Below are 17227 nucleotides of genomic sequence, written 5' to 3'. Positions count from 1 at the left end.
CGAAGGTCTACCACCTACCACCGACAAAATCGAGCGGACACGGCGTGTCGATCGAACAGATGTTTGAAATCGTCGTGCCCGGGGGCTAACGTCGGTGACCAGGGCATCTGCCGGGCAGATGCCGCCGGCGAGGCTGCCCGCACCCGGCGGGCGGCAGCCGGCGCGCGATACGTGCAGCGAACGTCTGGGAGGCGACGCAGTGGCAAAGGAGAACAAGGCGGGCAGGACCAGTGGGTCCCCCGGGGGCAGTGTGCACTCCATGCCGGAGGTGTACGACGTGGATGAGACCCTCACCGTCCGCCAGCAGCAGGTTCTCGACGTGATCCGCGGCTGGGTGAGCCGCTTCGGCTACCCGCCCAGCGTGCGCGAGATCGGGGAAGCGGTCGGGCTGACGTCGACGTCGTCGGTGTCGCACCAGCTGCGTGCCCTGCAGCGCAAGGGTTATCTGCGCCGGGACGCGAACCGTCCCCGCGCGGTCGGCGTGCTCTCGGCGACCGACGACAACCCCATGGGCATCGAGATGGACCAGCAGCCGGTCATGCCGAAGGCGGCGTACGTGCCGCTGGTCGGCCGGATCGCCGCCGGTGGCCCGGTGCTGGCCGAGCAGTCCATCGAAGACGTGTTCCCGCTGCCGCGGGAGATCGTCGGCGAGGGCGAGCTGTTCCTGCTCAAGGTCACGGGCGACTCGATGATCGACGCGGCCATCACCGACGGCGACTGGGTCGTGGTCCGGCAGCAGCCGGACGCCGACAACGGCGAGATCGTCGCGGCGATGATCGACGGCGAGGCGACGGTCAAGACGTTCAAGCGCAAGGGCGGCCACATCTGGCTGATGCCGCACAACGAGGCGTACGAGCCGATCCCCGGCGACGACGCGACGGTGCTCGGCAAGGTCGTGGCGGTGCTGCGACGCCTCTGAGCGGGCGGACCCGGGCTTTCGCACAGCCCGGGAGGTTCACCAGATCGGATGATCTCGGCCGTGGGGAGCCGAGATCGGCAGTGGAGCCACCGCGGGCGTGATCCCGCCGGCGGGCAGGACGGGAAGCCCGGCCCGTCCCCCGCCGAGCCGGACGACGTGCTCGTGTTCGCCCCTCCGCTCGATGCGCAGGACGCGCGGCCGACAGGGCCGCGCCCCGCACCGCGCGGAGGGGTTGGTGATTTCGCTGCCGGATCGCGAGGGACTGCGAGCGGCGAGGACATCGACCTTGCAGCGCGTGAATCAGCCAAGCGCTCGGCAACGCAACGCCGGAATCAGCTCAGCCGCAGCCAAGCACCCGGCGATCGCAGCGCGAGAATCCGGGTGGCTCTTGCCCGGATCCCCCTCAGCCGCGGCGGCGGCGCAACCGGCTGAACCCGAACCACCCCAGGCCCACCACGGCGACCGCGATCCCCGCCGCGGGCAGGATCGGCACTCCCCCGCCGTCCGAGGGCCCACCACCGCTCGCGCTCGAAGCGGGGCTTCCATCCGTCGAAGCCGCGGCCGAGTCGGCCGCCAAAGCCGCCGCGCCCTTCACCGCGCGAAGCGGCTCGCCGACCCCTTCACTGCCCGACAGCAACGTCCCGTCGGGGTCGAACGCGATCGCCTCGCCCTGCTTCTCCCCCGGCAACGGGATGCGGACCGGCGTCCGCTGCAACGCCGCCAGCACGTCTCCGTCCGGGGCCGCGTACACGTAAGCGTCGGTGTAAGTCCGCAACGCGACCACGCTGCCGTCGGCTGAAGTCGCGCCGCCTGTCACGAGCACCGAACCGATCGATCCGACCGGGCCGCCCTGGGTGTCCGTCGTGGCGATCTTCACCGTGCCGACCTTCTCCAGGTTGGTCGGCCCGGGGCTGGCCAGCGGCCCCGAGGGCCGGTACACGCGAGCCTCGCCGAGGATGTCCTTGGTGATCAGGTACGGCGTCCCCGCCTTGTCCATGATCAGCGCTTCGGTGTCGTGCTGGCCGTCCGGGTACGTGAGCCGGTGCAGCGTGACCTTGCCCTGCGGATTCATCTCCAGCAGGGCGACCGTCAGCCGGCCCTTCTGGTTGTCCCCCGTGTCGGACAGCCACAGCCGGCCGTCCGGGGTGCGAGCCAGGTCTTCGACGTCGAACGGGTCCGTCTTGTCGGTCAGGACCTTCTGCACCTTGCAGTCCCGGCCGAGGACGAACACCTGGACCTTGGTGCCGCCGTCGTTGATCGCGTAGAGCTTCGAACCGTCGGAGACCAGGCCGGACAGCTCGCCGATCCGGGAGTCCTTCATCGTGCACAACGGCTCCGGGGCGGCCGGAGCCGCGGAAGCCGGGACAGGCCCGCCGAGAACGCCCAAAGAAACTGCCGCGAAAGCGACCACCCAGCGCACCCAGCCACCTCCGTAGTGTGCGATCCCCGTGGACCGCACACTACGGAGACGTCTCAGGCCCTGGTCGAGTTGGTCTCGTACTCGCGCAAAGCCGCGGCGAGGTCCGGGCGGACCCGCACCAGCAGGCGCGTGCCGTCCTCGGCGTGCTCCTCTTCGAGCACCTCGCCCTCCGCGTGCGCCCGCGCGACCAGCTCGCCGCGCGTGTAGGGCACGAGGACCTCGACCGTGACCTCCAGCCGCGGCAGGCGATCGGCGATCACCTCGACGAGCTCCGGGATGCCCGCCCCGGTCCGCGCCGAGACCGGCACCGAGCCGGCCAGCGCGTGCCGCAGCCGGGCGAGGCTGACCTCGTCGGACGCGTCGATCTTGTTGATCACCAGCAGCTCCGGCGGGAGCGGCTCCTTGCGCTTGCGGGTGATCTCGCCGAGCACCTCGCGCACGGCGCTGACCTGCTCCTCCGGCGCCGGGTCGGACCCGTCGACCACGTGCACCAGCAGGTCCGCGTCCGCGGCCTCTTCGAGCGTCGAGCGGAACGCGTCCACCAGCTGGTGCGGCAGGTGCCGCACGAACCCGACGGTGTCGGTCAGCGTGTAGGTGCGCCCGTCCGCGGTCTGCGTGCGCCGCGTGGTCGGGTCGAGGGTGGCGAACAGCGCGTCCTCCACCAGCACCCCGGCCCCGGTCAGCGCGTTGAGCAGGCTCGACTTGCCGGCGTTGGTGTAGCCGACGATCGCCACGCTGGGCACCTCGTTGGCCAGCCGCCGCCCGCGCTTGGTCTCGCGGATCGTGTCCATGGCGGCGATCTCCCGGCGCAGCTTCGCCACGCGCTTGTTGATCCGCCGCCGGTCGGTCTCGAGCTTGGTCTCACCGGGACCACGCAGGCCCACGCCGCCGTTCGCGCCACCCGCGCGGCCACCGGCCTGCCGGGACAGCGACGCACCCCACCCGCGCAGCCGCGGGATCAGGTACTGCAGCTGGGCCAGCTCGACCTGCGCCTTGCCCTCCTTGGACCGGGCGTGCTGGGCGAAGATGTCGAGGATCAGGGCGGTCCGGTCGATGACCTTGACCTTGACCTTCTCCTCGAGCTGCCGCAGCTGGCCCGGCGAGAGCTCGCCGTCGCAGATCACGGTGTCGGCGCCGGTGGACCCGACGATCTCGCGTACTTCCCGCACCTTGCCCGAGCCGATGTAGGTGGCCGGGTCCGGCTTGGTCCGCCGCTGGATGAGACCTTCGAGGACTTCCGAGCCCGCCGTCTCGGCCAGGCGCGCCAGCTCGGCCAGCGACGCCTCGGACTGCAGGGCGGTGCCCTCGGTCCACACGCCGACCAGCACGACGCGTTCGAGCCGCAGTTGCCGGTACTCGACCTCGGTGACGTCGTCGAGCTCGGTGGAGAGCCCCGCGACCCGGCGGAGCGACGCCCGGTCCTCGAGCTCCATTTCGCCGGTCGACAGGTCTGCGTCGTACCGGTCGTCGTCGTGGTCTTCGGTGTGTGTCAGTTCTGTCATCGTGCCTCCATGGTCCCACGATTCGCCGCGGGAACCGAACTTTTACGTGCTGGGATAGGTGGCGAGGTAGATCGCGGTGCGCTCGGCACCGGGACGGAGCGGGCGCGCGCGGAACTCCTCGAGCAGGGCGTTGAGCCGGGTTTCCAGCTCCGCTCGCTCCTCAGGGGCCACCTGGACGACCAGGCGCGACTGGTGCACGCCCTCGAATCCGGTTTCGGCGATCTCGGCCAGATAGGCCTCGAGCACCGCCTGTTCCACGTCCTTGTCACCGCATGAGTCGAGTGTCCACGAAAGGCCGGTCGAGAGATACGGAATTTCCTTCGCGCCCCGGGCTCCGCGGCGCGGCGGCTGCGCGGCCAGGAAGCCGGTCTCGACGAGCTTGCGCACGTGGTGCAGGGTCGTCGCGGGGTCCCGCCCGAGCCGCTCGGCGAGCTCCTTGTTCGTCAGCGCCTCCGAAAAGGTCAGCCTGATGATGCGCAGCCGTATTCCGGAGGCCAGCGCGGCGGCCTCGGCTTCGGTCGCGGCACGTCGTTTCGCAGAGAGCACGCGCACAGCCTAGAGCGAACAGTGATTGACACTTTCCAATCACTCGCGGCACACTCTTCGCCATGCGCAGGGGGTCACTGTTCTCGCACGCCGACTTCAGACGGCTCTGGGCCGGCGACGTCGCCAGCCAGCTCGGCACGTTCGTCGGGACCACGGCCGTCCCGCTGCTCGCGGTCGTGACCCTGGCCGCGACGCCGTTCCAGATGGGCCTGCTGACCGCGGCGGAGACGCTCGCGTTCCTGGTGCTCGGGCTGCCCGCCGGGGTGTGGGTCGACCGGCTGAGCCGCCGCCGGGTCATGCTCACCGCCGACTTCACCCGCTTCCTCATGCTGCTCAGCGTGCCGCTCGCCTGGTGGGCCGGGGTGCTGACGCTCGCCCAGCTGCTGGTGGTCGTGCTGATCGTGGGTACCGCGACGGTGTTCTTCGACGTCGCCTACCAGTCGTACCTGCCCGCGCTCGTCGGCCGGGAGCGCCTGCTCGAGGGCAACGCCAAGCTCCAGGCCGTCCAGTCGACCGCGCAGATCGCCGGGCCGAGCGCCGCCGGCGTGCTCGTCCAGCTGGTGACCGCGGCGAACACCGTGCTCGTCACCAGTGTGGGCTACCTGACGTCGGCGCTGTTCCTGCTGCGCATCCGCACGAAAGAACCCGAGCCGGACCGCGGCCGCCATGCCCGGCTGCTCCCGCAGATCGCCGAGGGGCTGCGGTTCGTCTTCTCCGACAAGCCGTTGCGCGCGATCGTCGCGACGACGTCGACGGCGAACCTCTTCGGTGGCGCGTTCGGCGCCGTGCAGGTGCTGTTCCTGACGCGCACGGTCGGGCTGCCCCCGGCCGCCGTCGGCGCGCTGATGGCCATCGGCGGCGTGGGCGGGATCGTCGGCGCGGTCTTCTCCGGCGCGCTCACCCGGCGGATCGGCCAGTCCCGCGCGATCTGGCTGGTCCCGCTGCTCACCTGGCCCTTCCACCTGCTGGTCCCGCTCGCCGCGCCGGGCTGGCGGTTCGGCCTCGCCGCGTTCGGCCTGGTCATCGGCGGCTTCGGGCTCATCACCTACAACGTCGCGCAGGTCTCCTACCGGCAGGCGATCTGCCCGGACCGGCTGCTCGGCCGGATGAACGCGAGCGTGCGGTTCGTCGTCTGGGGCACGATCCCGTTCGGCGGGCTGCTGGGCGGCGCCCTCGGCGAAGGGCTCGGGCTGCGCGGCGCGGCGTGGGTCGCGATCACCGGCGAGGTCGCCGCGGCGCTCTGGGTGGTGTGCTCGCCGTTGCGGCACCTGCGCGATCTGCCGACCGCGGCGAAATCCGGTTCCGGGGCCGCTTAGAGTTGCTTCATGAGTAGCCCATACGAGCGCCCGAGAGTCCCGGACAAGGTCGGTGTCGACGGTCTGGAGACCAAGTGGGTACCCGTATGGGAGTCCACCGGCGTCCACCGCTTCGACCGCACCAAGACCCGCGACGAGATCTACTCGATCGACACCCCGCCGCCGACGGTCAGCGGGTCGCTGCACATCGGGCACGTCTTCTCCTTCACCCACACCGACGTCCTCGCGCGGTTCAAGCGGATGCGCGGGCTCGAGGTGTTCTACCCGATGGGGTGGGACGACAACGGCCTGCCGACCGAACGCCGGGTGCAGAACCACTTCGGCGTCCGCTGCGAGCCGTCGCTGCCCTACGACCCGGAGTTCCGGCCGCCGGAAAAGCCCGGCAAAGATGTCGTCGCGATCTCGCGGCGCAACTTCGTCGAGCTGTGCGAATCCCTGACGGTGACCGACGAGAAGGCCTTCGAACAGCTGTGGCGGCAGCTCGGGCTGTCGGTCGACTGGACGATGACCTACCAGACGATCGGGCGCGACTCGCGGCTGATCTCGCAGCGCGCGTTCCTGCGCAACCTCGCCCGCGGCGAGGCCTACCAGGCCGAAGCGCCGACGCTCTGGGACGTCAGCTTCCGTACCGCGGTGGCGCAGGCCGAACTGGAGGACCGCGAACGCCCGGGCGCGTTCCACGACCTCGCGTTCACCGGGCCCGACGGCTCCGACGTCGTGATCGCGACGACCCGGCCGGAGCTGCTGCCCGCGTGCGTCGCGCTGGTCGCGCACCCGGACGACGAACGCTTCAAGCCGCTCTTCGGGAAAACCGTGCGGACGCCGGTGTTCGGCGTCGAGGTGCCCGTGGTGGCGCACCACCTGGCGGACCCGGAGAAGGGCCGCGGCATCGCGATGGTGTGCACCTTCGGCGACACCACCGACGTCACGTGGTGGCGGGAGCTGCGGCTGGCGACACGGGTGGTGCTGGGCCGCGACGGCCGTTTCCTGCCCGACGCGCCCCAGGGCGTGCCGGCCGAGGCGTACGCGCCGCTCGTCGGCAAGACCGTCCACACAGGACGAGAGATCCTGGTGCGCCTCCTGCGCGAAGCCGGTGCCCTGCACGGGGAACCGCGGCCGATCACGCACTCGGTGAAGTTCTACGAAAAGGGCGACAAGCCCCTGGAGATCGTCGCCAGCCGGCAGTGGTACCTGCGCAACGGCGGGAACGACGAGGCGTTCCGGGCCCGCATGCTGGCTCGGGGCGAGGAACTGAACTGGGTGCCGAAGCACATGAAGGTGCGCTACTCGTCGTGGGTCGAGAACCTGGCCGGCGACTGGCTGGTCAGCCGCCAGCGGTTCTTCGGCGTGCCGATCCCGTTGTGGTACCGGCTCGATTCCGCCGGCGAACCCGACTACGACGCGCGTCTGCTGCCGGACGACGCGGCGCTGCCCGTCGACCCGAGCAGCGACGTCCCACCCGGCTTCACCGAGGACCAGCGTGGGGTCCCCGGCGGGTTCGTCGCCGAAGCCGACGTGATGGACACGTGGGCGACGTCCTCGCTCACGCCGCAGATCGTCGGCCGCTGGAGCCTCGACGACGACCTGTTCGAGCGGGTCTTCCCGATGGACCTGCGGCCTCAGGCGCACGAGATCATCCGCACCTGGCTGTTCTCGACGGCGGTGCGCGCGGAGCTGGAGCACGGCGTGCTGCCGTGGCGGGCGGCGTCGATCGCGGGCTGGGTGCTCGACCCGGACCGCAAGAAGATGTCGAAGTCCAAGGGCAACGCGACGACGCCGGTGGACCTGCTGGAGCGCTTCGGCTCGGACGCGGTCCGCTACTGGGCGGCGAGCGCGCGCCCCGGCGTCGACACGGCGGTGGACGAAGGCCAGATGAAGGTCGGCCGCCGCCTGGCGACGAAGCTGCTCAACGCGAGCCGGTTCGTGCTGGGCCTCGGCGTGCCGTCCCCGGACGCGGTCGTCACCGAACCGCTCGACCGGGCACTGCTGGCCTCGCTGGCTGTCGTCGTCGAGCAGGCGACCGCGGCGCTGGAGGCGCTGGACTACGCGCGGGCGTTGCAGGTGACGGAGACGTTCTTCTGGACGTTCTGCGACGACTACGTCGAGCTGGTGAAGGGCCGCGCGTACGGCGACAGCGGTCTTTCGGGAGCGCAGTCGGCCCAGGCGGCGCTGGTGACGGCGTTGTCGGCGGTGCTGCGGCTGTTCGCGCCGTTCCTGCCGTTCGCGACCGAGGAAGTCTGGTCGTGGTGGCAGGAGGGATCGGTGCACCGGGCGCCGTGGCCCGCCGCGGTTGCGGTGGAAGGTGACCCGCAGCTGCTTTCCCTCGCCGGAGAAGTCATCGCGGCGGTGCGCCGGGCGAAGACGGACGCGAAGGTGTCGATGCGCACGGCGGTGGAGACGCTGACGGTGACCGGCCCGGCGGACGTGCTGACGCGGTTCGGCGGCATCGAGCCGGACATCCGCATCGCAGGCGCGATCGCGGAGGTCAAGACGAGCGAAGGCGACTTCGCGGTGAAAGCCGAGATCGGCTGACGCCGGTGGGTCGCCGTCAGGAACCGGCGGCGGCCCACCAGGCTTCGTCGATTTCGCCGCGCGCCACGATCTCCGCGGGGCCCGACAACGTCGAAGCGCCCCGCGACACCGTCACCTCGACGCGGCCGCCCGGGATGTCCACCGTGGACGCTCCCGTATCCGTGCCCGCGAGGTGCAGCGCCGCCGCCACCGCGGCCACCGTGCCCGTTCCGCACGCCCGGGTCTCCCCCACCCCGCGCTCGTGCACGCGCATCCGCAGCGCGCCTTCGCCGAGGCGGTTGACGAACTCGAGGTTGACCCCGTGCGGGAAGACGTCGTGGTCGAAGTCGGGCTGGTCGCGCAGGTCGAGGTCCGCGACGTCGTCGTCGATCAGCGACACCAGGTGCGGGTTGCCGACGTTCACCGCCACGCCCGAAAACGGCCGGCCCGCCACCACCGTCACGGAGGTGCCGGTGATCGTCGCCGGCCCCATCCCGACGGTCACCGAGCGGTCCGGGTGCACCACCAGCGGGCGGTCGCCGGCGCGGGTGCCGATGACGAACTCGCCCTCGGTCTCCAGGCCCGACTCGACGAGGTAGCGGGCGAAGACGCGGGTGCCGTTGCCGCACATCTCGGCGATCGACCCGTCGGCGTTGCGGTAGTCCATGAACCACTCGCCCTCGGACGCCTCGCCGAGCGCGGCGGCGCGGACGATGCGCAGCACGCCGTCGGCCCCGAGGCCGCGGTGGCGGTCGCACAGCGCGGCGACCCTCGCCTCGGTCAGGTCCAGGCGGCCCGCCGGGTCGGGGAGCAGCACGAAGTCGTTCTGCGTGCCATGCCCCTTGAGGAACTCGATTCCGCCCATAGGGGCAAGATTACCGCCCCAGGGTATCCAGGACGCGTGCGGCCAGCCCGGTCTCCGCGCCGTCGAACCAGTGGATCCGCTTGTCCCGCCGGAACCAGGACCGTTGCTTCCGGACGAAGCGCCGGGTGGCCTGCGCCGTCGCCGCGGCGGCCGCCTCGAAGTCGCCTTCGCCGTCCAGCTCGGCGAGCACCTGCTGGTAGCCCAGCGCCCGCGATGCCGTCTTCCCTTCGCGCAGGCCGTCCTTCACGAGCCCGCGGACCTCGTCGGCCAATCCGGCCTCGAACATCCGCCGGACGCGCTCGTTCACGCGCTCGTCGAGCTCCCCCGGTTCCCGGTCGACGCCGATCACGACGGTCCCGTAGCGGGCCGGACCGGGCTTCGGCAGGTTCGCCGAGAACGGCTCGCCGGTGATCTCGATGACCTCGAGGGCGCGCACGATCCGGCGCGTGTTGGTCGGCAGGATCGCGGCCGCGGCGGCCGGATCCCGTTCACCCAGCCGGGTGTACAACGCGGGGGTGCCGAGCGAAACCGCCTCCGCGTCCAGCCGGGCGCGCACAGCCGGGTCGGTGCCCGGGAACCGCAGGTCGTCGAGCACGGCCTGGACGTAGAGGCCGGACCCGCCGGCCAGCACCGGTACCCGGCCCGCGGCCAGGAGCCGCTCGATCTCGGCCCGCGCGTCACGCTGGTAGGCCGCGACGGACGCCGTCTCGGTCACCTCGAGCACGTCGAGCAGGTGGTGCGGGACGCCGCGCCGCTCGGCCTCGGTCGCCTTGGCCGTGCCGATGTCCATCCCCCGGTAGAGCTGCAACGCGTCGGCGTTCACGACCTCGCCGCCCAGCTCCAGCGCCAGCTCCACGGCCAGCGCGGTCTTGCCGGTGGCCGTCGGCCCGACCACCGCCACGGGACGGATTCCGGGCGGGGCGGCGGGGCTGGTCACGGCGGCTGACGATACCGGCGGGCCGCCACGGAGCGTCCACCGGAAGTAGGATCACGAGCTTCGAGTGGCCCATCCAGTACCACGGTGCGCGCTGAGCTGCTTGAATGCCGCGTGGGGCCGTAGCATCCGAGCACGGCCCGTGACGACCGCACTACCCGGCCCCGCTTCCGCGGCGGGGCGCCCGCACCAGCGGGCGTACAGGCGATAAGGAGCCTGCGATGGCCCAGGAGAACACTTCCACCGGTACCCCGGCCCCGCACCCGGTGCCGCACGCGCTGCACGCCGGGCACGCCGCCCCGCCCGTGCCGCTCGCCGAGACCACCCCGTCCACCTGGGGCCGCATCGACGACGAGGGCACCGTCTACGTCATCACCGCCGAGGGTGAACGCGCGGTCGGCGTCTGGCAGGCAGGCAGTCCCGACGAGGGCCTGGTGCACTACGCCCGCCGCTTCGACGACGTGCGCACCGAGGTCGAGCTGCTGGAGACCCGGCTGGCCTCCGGTGCAGGCGACCCGAAGCACGCCCTCTCGAGCGCCACCCAGATCCGGGACGGGCTGCCCGAGGCCGCGGTGGTCGGCGACCTGGCCGCGCTCGCCGCGCGGCTGGAGTACGTCATCGGGCACGCCGAGAAGGCACTGGCCAGCGCGAAGCAGGAGCGCGAGGTGGCCCGCGCGGCCGCCGTCGCCCGGAAGCAGGAGCTGGCCGAAGAAGCCGAGAAGATCGCCGCCGACTCCACCCAGTGGAAGGCGGCGGGCGACCGGCTGCGCGCGATCCTCGACGAGTGGAAGACGGTCAAGGGCGTCGACCGCAAGACCGACGACGAGCTGTGGAAGCGGTTCTCCAAGGCCCGCGAGGGCTTCAACCGTCGTCGCGGGTCGCACTTCGCCGAGCTCGACAAGCAGCGCGCCTCGGCCAAGACGCGCAAGGAAGAGCTCATCGCCGAGGCCGAGGCCATCAGCGAGTCCGAGGACTGGGGCGAGACCGCGGGCCGCTACAAGGACCTGATGACCGAGTGGAAGGCCGCCGGCCGCGCGCCCAAGGACAGCGACGAGGCGCTGTGGCAGCGGTTCCGCGCGGCGCAGGACAAGTTCTTCGCCCGCCGGTCCGCGGTGTTCTCCGAGCGCGACGCGGAGTTCACGCAGAACGCGACCCGCAAGGAAGAGCTGCTGGTCGAGGCCGAGAAGATCGACGCGGCGGCGAACTTCGAAGCCGCCAAGAACGCCCTGCGCAAGATCCAGGAGCAGTGGGACGAGATCGGCAAGGTCCCGCGCGAGCGCATCCGCGAGCTGGACGGCCGGCTGAAGGCGGTCCAGGACACGGTGAAGTCGGCCGAGGACTCCCGCTGGCGCCGCACGGACCCGGAGGCGCAGGCCCGGGCCGCGCAGTTCCGCGAGCGCGTCGAGCAGTTCGAGTCCCAGGCAGCGAAGGCGCGGGCCGCGGGCGACGAGCGCCGGGCCAAGAAGGCCGACGACCAGGCGGCCCAGTGGCGCGAGTGGCTCCAGGCCGCGGAGGCCGCGGTCGCCGACCGCTGAGGTTCGCCGGCCGGCTCGTCCACAGCGCCGCCGTGATGTCTTGAAAGACCCTTTCACCTCGTCGGACGAGGTGAAAGGGTCTTTCACAACGCTGCAAGCGGACGGTTAACTCGTCACCCGAAGCGGTGTGACGCACTGCACGACCGGGGGTCTTCCGGCGCTTTCCGCGGCCCCCGGTGCTCCACTTCGATCATGAGCAAGCCATCGAACCTCGTGTCCGCGCTGGTCATCGCCTGCACCGTCGCGCTCGCCGCCCCCACCGTCGCGCTGGCGGCCACCGGCCCCGCTCCCGCCGCCGTCCAAGGCAAGAAGAAGCACAAGGCCAAGCTCGAAGCGAAGGCCGAGAAGAACCGCGTCAAGGTCGGCGAAGAGACGAAGATCAAGGGCTCGTTCGCCGACCTGGGCGGGCAGGAGAGCGTCTCCGGCGGCGAGCCGGTGATCGTCCAGCAGCTCAAGGCCGGCGTCTGGGTCGACCTGACCACCGGCACCTGCAAGCCCAACGGCGTGTTCAAGTTCAGCGTGAGCTTCCGGATCCGCGCGAACGTCACGCTGCGGGTCTTCCACCCGGAGACCGAGCTCTACGTGGGCGTCGTGTCCAGCCTGATCGGCATCGTGGTGGTCTAGGACCGCGAGAACGCTGTCCGCATCCACGACACCGCGAGGCAGATCATCGCGATCCAGGCGATGATCAGGCCGTACCCGGGTCCGCCGCCCGCGGCGCCGCTGGCGTGCGACGACTGCTGCGACCAGATGGCCAGCAGCCCGTCCACCGAGGCGAACCAGCCGCCGGCGGCGCACACCCAGGCCAGCCACCACTGGCGCGTCACCAGCGCCAGCGCCGAGGCGAGGATGCCGACGGCGGTCGACGTCACCGCGAACAGCTGCGGGATGCCGCCGCCCTCGCCGGCCAGCACCTGCCAGCCCGCGTGCTCGCCGACCCACGGCAGGGCCAGACAGATCAGCAGCACGAACGTGAACAAGGCGATGGTGAACCCGCGGCGGCCCAGCTCGACCGTGCGCGACGCGCGGTCGCCCGCCTCGTCGATCTCGGCGGCCAGTTCGGCCAGCTCACCGTTGCCCTTGGACTCCGTCACAGCGCACACCCGCTCACCGGCTCAGGCTGGGCGGCCGGGGCACCGAAGCCCGGCAAGCCCAGCGTGACACCGCTCGTCTTCGGCCGGAGCCCCGCCTCCGCGTTGTCGCCGGCCCGCGTCCGCCGGTGGGACAGCAGGTCGCCGTCGGCGACCAGGTGGTGGGGGGCGCCGTAGGTCACGACCGTCTCGACGACGTCGCCGGGCCGGACCGCCCGGTCCACCGCCGCGCCGGCCGGCGTGAAGTGCACCAGGCGGCCGTCGCGGGCGCGGCCGCTCATCCGGTGCGTCTCGGCGTCCTTGCGGCCTTCGCCCGCGGCGACGAGCAGCTCGACCCGGCGGCCGACGATCTTCTTGTTCTCTTCCCAGGAGATCGTGTTCTGCAGCTCGACTAGCCGCTCGTAGCGCTCCTGCACGACCGCCTTGGGCAGCTGGTCCGGCATCGTCGCGGCCGGCGTGCCGGGGCGGATCGAGTACTGGAAGGTGAAGGCGCTGGAGAAGCGGGCCTGCGCCACGACGTCCAGGGTCGCCTGGAAGTCCTCCTCGGTCTCGCCGGGGAAGCCGACGATGATGTCGGTGGTGATCGCCGCGTCCGGCATCGCCCCGCGGACCTCGTCGAGGATCTTCAGGAACCGCGCCGAGCGGTAGGACCGCTTCATCTCGCGCAGCACCCGGTCGGACCCGGACTGCAGCGGCATGTGCAGCTGGTGGCAGACGTTGGACGTCTCGGCCATGGCCTCGATGACGTCGGAGGTGAACGACGCCGGGTGCGGCGAGGTGAAGCGCACGCGCTCCAGGCCGTCGAGGGTGCCGGTCGCGCGCAGCAGCTTCCCGAAGGCCAGCCGGTCGCCGAACTCGACGCCGTAGGAGTTCACGTTCTGGCCGAGCAGCGTGACCTCGAGCACGCCCTCGGCGACGAGCGCCTCGACCTCGGCGAGGATCTCGCCGGGCCGCCGGTCGCGTTCCTTGCCGCGCAGGGCGGGGACGATGCAGAAGGTGCAGGTGTTGTTGCACCCGACCGAAACGGACACCCAGCTCGCGTAGGAAGATTCCCGGCGCGCGGGCAGCGTCGAGGGGAAGGTCTCGAGGGACTCGAGGATCTCGACCTCGGCCTCGGCGTTGTGCCGGGCGCGCTCCAGCAGCGTCGGCAGCGACCCGATGTTGTGGGTGCCGAAAACGACGTCGACCCACGGAGCCCGCTTGACGATCTCCCCGCGGTCCTTCTGCGCGAGACACCCCCCGACGGCGATCTGCAGGTCGGGGTTGGCGATCTTGTCCGGCCGCAGGTGCCCGAGGGTGCCGTAGAGCTTGTTGTCCGCGTTTTCCCGGACGGCACAGGTGTTGAACACGATCAGGTCGGGCTTGGCCCCGGCTTCGACCGGCGCGTACCCGGCGTCCTCGAGCTGCCCGGCGAGGCGCTCGGAGTCGTGGACGTTCATCTGGCAGCCGAAGGTCCGGATCTGGTACGCCCTGGGTGCCTGCATCTCGGTCATCGGCTTCCAGGGTAGACCGCCTCCACCTGCTACTTCGTGGTGCCCTCGGCAGCGCGGCCGGGCGGTGGGGGTGTGGCGGCCCGGGAGCCGCCACACCGGGCGCGGTCACCAGCCGACCGCGACCACCAGCCACTGCGGGTCTCCGTGGGAGACGAACGACGACTGGGCCGCCACGTCGTCGTACGGGAAGCCGTACGCGAGGTGGTTGATGCCGTGGTCGTGCCAGTACTTCGCGTAGTAGTTCGCCGGCGCCGCCTGGTAGTAGTTCGCCGGGTCCTGCTGCTGGGACTGCGGCAGCTGCGCGGTGTGCCGGTTGAGCGCCGCGCACATGTTCGGGTTCCCGGCCAGCGAGCCGGCGCACCCGGTGATGTTCGACGTCGGTTCGTTGACGCCCACCGACTGCGCGTACGCGGTGAAGTAGTTCGCGTACCGGCCGCCCTCGCGGAAGTCCGGCGCGCTGCCCGGCGCCGGGATCCGGTACGGCGCGTTCACCGTCGCCAGGCCCTTGAACTCGGCCGGCACCTCGGCCTGGAACTTGGCGAAGGTGGCCGCCCGGTCCTCCTGGAAGGTCCCGTAGTCGTCCCCGACCTGGACGTCGTACCCGTCGTGCGCGTGCAGCCGCATGGCCAGCTTCAACGCGAACGCGTCCACCCGGGTGGTGTTGCCGTTGAACACGTCCGGCCCGACGGTGAACTCGATGAAGTCCGCGTACTGGCCGTTCGGCGTGCCGAGGTAGAAGTACATCCGGCCGGCGGAGTTGGCCGGCATGTCGAGGTAAGGCTGCTCGGCGATCGAGTGGGTCTGGCCGCCGAAGTTCCAGTACACCTGGCTGTCCGGGTACTTGCCGTTGGTCCGGTTGAGCACCTTCACCGTCAGCACGTTCCGCGCGGCCGGGATGCTCGCGGTGTCACCCCAGAACGAGTCGGGCGGCACGCCCGCGCCGGGCTGGGTGGTCCCGCCGCCGGTGCCGAAGACCTGGAACTCCCACAGCGAGACGCCGTACGGGGTGGCTCGCGCGGTCGTGGCGAGGCGCACGTACCGCCCGGACCCGGCCACGGTCAGCGTCTGCGTGCCGCCGGTTCCGGTCGTCGTCTGGTACACAGTGGACCAAGCGGAACCGTTGTCGGACAGCTGGACCTGGTAGGCCGTGGCGTAGGCGGCCTCCCAGTTCAGCACGACCCGGCTGACGGTCGCGGCCCCGCCGAGGTCGACCTGGATCCACTGTGGATCGCTGAACTGCGAGGACCAGCGGGTGCCGGTGTTGCCGTCCACCGCGGCGGAAGCGGGCGTTCCGCCGTTCTCCACGGAGGACGCCGTGGCGGCTTTTCCTTGCGAGATAAGACTGTCCGCGGCGTTCGCCGCAGGTGGGGCGAAGCCGAGCACGGCGACCGCGAGGGCCGCCGCGAGGGTCGCCAAGCGGGTACCGGATCCGCGGCGACGGCGCCGCGGCAGGGCGTTCGAGGGCATGGGTTCCTCCCTGGCCGGGAAAGGGGCGGACCCGCCGCCGGTCAGGGGACGGCGTCGTCCGGCTCGTCCCCTGAGCGCCGGGCGGATGCCTCGGAGGGCCGGCCAGGGACGATCCTGAAAAGGTTCATACCACTGGCCCGGCCATGTCAACCCTTGACAGTCCGGGGCCGCGGAGCGATATTCGGAACCGGTTCCATCCACCCTCTGCGTGGCACCGCCACCCGCCCAGGGGCCGGCTCACCTGGAGTCAGCCATGCCCGACGGCACCCTTCGGACGACCGGCGCGTTCCCGATGCCGTCGCGAGGTGCCGGCCGCCCTCGACCTGCCCGCCCGGCTCCGTCCTTTATGGACTCGGAGGACTCACGCCACGAGGTCGGCCAGCACCGCGGCGGCCGCCCGCTGGCCCGACACGAGGGCGCCCTGCACCGACGGCGTGTCTCGGTGGTCGCCGCAGACGTACCGGCCGGGAGCGACCCGCACCGGACGCCGCAGCGGGGCGCCGGGGCCGAACACCGGCAGCGCCTTCGGTACCGCGTACGTCTTCAGCAGCTCCCACCCGCGCGTGTCCACGTCGTAGATGCGGGCCAGCCGCTGCCGCACCCGCGGTTCGAGACCGGGATCGGCGCGGTCGGGCACCGAAGCCGCGATCAGCGCGGAGCCGGCCGGGGCGTACCCCGCCGCGACCTCGCTGAGCACCGCGGTGTTGAGCAGCAGGTCGTCGAGGCCGTCGACCAGCAGCGTCGGTGACCGCAGCGGGCTCACGCCGGCGCGGTAGTAGAAGGTCGTCACCGCGTGCCAGCCCGGGGCTTCGACGCCGGGCAGCAGCCGCGTGGCCGTGTCGCCGTCGGTCGCCACCACCACGGCCCGCGCGCGGACGTCTTCGCCGTCGCGGGTGCGTACGCCGTCCGCGGTGACCTCCGCGACCTCGACACCCGTGCGGACCGGCAACCCCTCGGCGAGCTGCCGCGGCAGGGCCTGCATGCCTTCGGCCGGCAGTACGCCCCCGCCGCGCAGGAAGCTGCGCCAGATCAGGTGGAACAGCCGGCCCGACGTCGCCAGCTCCCGGTCGAGGAACACCCCGGCGAGGAACGGCCGCAGCACCTCTTCGACCGTGGACCGCGTCAGCCCCCAGCGCCGCAGCTCCTCGGCGGTGCTGCGGCCGCGGTCGGTGCGGTCGGCGGTCAGCACGTCCCGGGCCGCGAGTGCCGCGATCCGCGCGCTGTCCCCCGGCCGGCCCGCGACGAACCCCGCGGCCCCGCGCACCGCGGGCAGGCCGTGCCACGGGGCGGCGAGCCAGCGGCGCCCGGAGCCGGTCATCGCGATGGTGCCCCGCGTGAACGGGCGGGGCCGCAGCGCGCCGACGTCGGCCAGCCGCCGCAGCGCCGGGTACGCGGGCAGCAGCACCTGGAACCCGCGGTCGAGGCGGAACCCGCCGACGACGTCGGTGCGCACCCGGCCGCCGACGTCGTCGCCCGCCTCCAGCACCGTGACCTCGGCCCCGGCCCGGCTCAGCCGCCGTGCCGCGCTCAACCCCGCCAGCCCGCCACCCACGACGACGACGTCCATGCCGCACTCCCTCCGTCCTCCGGGGAGTGCCCGGATCGCCCGTCACCAACCACCGGGCCGC

Annotated in this window: 14 protein-coding genes; 5 read left to right on the top strand and 9 right to left on the bottom strand. The window is 71.8% G+C overall.

Going from position 1 to position 17227, the window contains the following annotated elements; genetic code table 11:
* Positions 1–259: 259 nt before the first annotated feature.
* Positions 260–919, top strand: coding sequence for a transcriptional repressor LexA (gene lexA / locus AB0C38_RS34675; RefSeq protein WP_360681684.1), 660 nt, complete (start codon positions 260–262; stop codon positions 917–919).
* Between the two features lie 403 nt (positions 920–1322).
* Here the strand turns inward: lexA and AB0C38_RS34670 are convergent, their stop codons facing one another.
* The 3 genes from AB0C38_RS34670 to AB0C38_RS34660 are packed head-to-tail and all read right to left on the bottom strand — an operon-like array spanning position 1323 to position 4387.
* Positions 1323–2339: a hypothetical protein gene (locus tag AB0C38_RS34670; RefSeq protein WP_360681682.1), complete on the bottom strand. Its 1017-nt coding sequence runs from the start codon at positions 2337–2339 to the stop codon at positions 1323–1325.
* Positions 2340–2392: 53 nt separating this feature from the next.
* Positions 2393–3841, bottom strand: coding sequence for a GTPase HflX (hflX, locus tag AB0C38_RS34665; RefSeq protein WP_360681680.1), 1449 nt, complete (start codon positions 3839–3841; stop codon positions 2393–2395).
* A 42-nt stretch (positions 3842–3883) separates the two neighbouring features.
* On the bottom strand, positions 3884–4387 hold the full coding sequence (locus AB0C38_RS34660; protein ID WP_360681678.1) for a winged helix-turn-helix domain-containing protein: 504 nt from the start codon (positions 4385–4387) through the stop codon (positions 3884–3886).
* A 62-nt stretch (positions 4388–4449) separates the two neighbouring features.
* Between AB0C38_RS34660 and AB0C38_RS34655 the strand changes: the two genes are divergently transcribed.
* Positions 4450–5703 carry an MFS transporter gene (locus AB0C38_RS34655; protein WP_360681676.1) on the top strand — a complete coding sequence of 418 codons (1254 nt, stop codon included), beginning with the start codon at positions 4450–4452 and terminating at the stop codon, positions 5701–5703.
* Positions 5704–5712: 9 nt separating this feature from the next.
* Positions 5713–8235, top strand: coding sequence for a valine--tRNA ligase (valS, locus tag AB0C38_RS34650; RefSeq protein ID WP_360681675.1), 2523 nt, complete (start codon positions 5713–5715; stop codon positions 8233–8235).
* A 16-nt stretch (positions 8236–8251) separates the two neighbouring features.
* Here the strand turns inward: valS and dapF are convergent, their stop codons facing one another.
* Positions 8252–9079, bottom strand: coding sequence for a diaminopimelate epimerase (gene dapF, locus AB0C38_RS34645; RefSeq protein ID WP_360681673.1), 828 nt, complete (start codon positions 9077–9079; stop codon positions 8252–8254).
* 10 nt (positions 9080–9089) lie between these two features.
* Positions 9090–10016, bottom strand: a complete 927-nt coding sequence (miaA, locus tag AB0C38_RS34640; protein ID WP_360681671.1) for a tRNA (adenosine(37)-N6)-dimethylallyltransferase MiaA — start codon at positions 10014–10016, stop codon at positions 9090–9092.
* Positions 10017–10234: 218 nt separating this feature from the next.
* On the opposite strand from miaA, the gene AB0C38_RS34635 reads away from it, so the two are divergent.
* A complete protein-coding gene (locus AB0C38_RS34635; RefSeq protein WP_360681669.1) occupies positions 10235–11548 on the top strand; it encodes a DUF349 domain-containing protein in 1314 nt (437 codons plus the stop codon).
* Positions 11549–11740: 192 nt separating this feature from the next.
* A complete protein-coding gene (locus AB0C38_RS34630) occupies positions 11741–12172 on the top strand; it encodes a hypothetical protein (RefSeq protein ID WP_360681667.1) in 432 nt (143 codons plus the stop codon).
* Here AB0C38_RS34630 and AB0C38_RS34625 read toward each other — a convergent pair.
* From AB0C38_RS34625 to AB0C38_RS34610, 4 genes are all read right to left on the bottom strand, one after another.
* Positions 12169–12642, bottom strand: coding sequence for a hypothetical protein (locus tag AB0C38_RS34625; RefSeq protein ID WP_360681665.1), 474 nt, complete (start codon positions 12640–12642; stop codon positions 12169–12171). The two genes, AB0C38_RS34630 and AB0C38_RS34625, sit on opposite strands and share 4 nt — an antisense overlap.
* Complete coding sequence (gene miaB / locus AB0C38_RS34620) at positions 12639–14132, bottom strand: tRNA (N6-isopentenyl adenosine(37)-C2)-methylthiotransferase MiaB (protein ID WP_360681664.1); 1494 nt, start codon at positions 14130–14132, stop codon at positions 12639–12641. Before miaB ends, AB0C38_RS34625 begins: the two co-directional genes overlap by 4 nt.
* Before the next feature lie 105 nt (positions 14133–14237).
* Positions 14238–15599 (bottom strand): beta-1,3-glucanase family protein, encoded by a 1362-nt coding sequence (locus AB0C38_RS34615; RefSeq protein WP_360681662.1) that lies wholly within the window; start codon positions 15597–15599, stop codon positions 14238–14240.
* A gap of 361 nt (positions 15600–15960) precedes the next feature.
* Complete coding sequence (locus tag AB0C38_RS34610; protein WP_360681660.1) at positions 15961–17166, bottom strand: NAD(P)/FAD-dependent oxidoreductase; 1206 nt, start codon at positions 17164–17166, stop codon at positions 15961–15963.
* Positions 17167–17227: the final 61 nt, after the last annotated feature.

Source organism: Amycolatopsis sp. NPDC048633 (genome assembly GCF_040650695.1).
Classification (GTDB): Bacteria; Actinomycetota; Actinomycetes; order Mycobacteriales; family Pseudonocardiaceae; genus Amycolatopsis.
The sequence above is the reverse complement of the archived record's forward strand: the minus strand, read 5'-3'. Positions and strand labels throughout refer to the sequence as shown.

Bases quoted from the DNA above. Each gene is read 5' to 3' on its own strand.
- AB0C38_RS34630 (WP_360681667.1), top strand. From the start codon at position 11,741: ATGAGCAAGCCATCGAACCTCGTGTCCGCGCTGGTCATCGCCTGCACC.
- valS (WP_360681675.1), top strand. From the start codon at position 5,713: ATGAGTAGCCCATACGAGCGCCCGAGAGTCCCGGACAAGGTCGGTGTC.
- AB0C38_RS34635 (WP_360681669.1), top strand. From the start codon at position 10,235: ATGGCCCAGGAGAACACTTCCACCGGTACCCCGGCCCCGCACCCGGTG.
- AB0C38_RS34655 (WP_360681676.1), top strand. From the start codon at position 4,450: ATGCGCAGGGGGTCACTGTTCTCGCACGCCGACTTCAGACGGCTCTGG.
- miaB (WP_360681664.1), bottom strand. From the start codon at position 14,132: ATGACCGAGATGCAGGCACCCAGGGCGTACCAGATCCGGACCTTCGGC.
- lexA (WP_360681684.1), top strand. From the start codon at position 260: ATGCCGGAGGTGTACGACGTGGATGAGACCCTCACCGTCCGCCAGCAG.
- AB0C38_RS34615 (WP_360681662.1), bottom strand. From the start codon at position 15,599: ATGCCCTCGAACGCCCTGCCGCGGCGCCGTCGCCGCGGATCCGGTACC.
- dapF (WP_360681673.1), bottom strand. From the start codon at position 9,079: ATGGGCGGAATCGAGTTCCTCAAGGGGCATGGCACGCAGAACGACTTC.
- AB0C38_RS34610 (WP_360681660.1), bottom strand. From the start codon at position 17,166: ATGGACGTCGTCGTCGTGGGTGGCGGGCTGGCGGGGTTGAGCGCGGCA.
- hflX (WP_360681680.1), bottom strand. From the start codon at position 3,841: ATGACAGAACTGACACACACCGAAGACCACGACGACGACCGGTACGAC.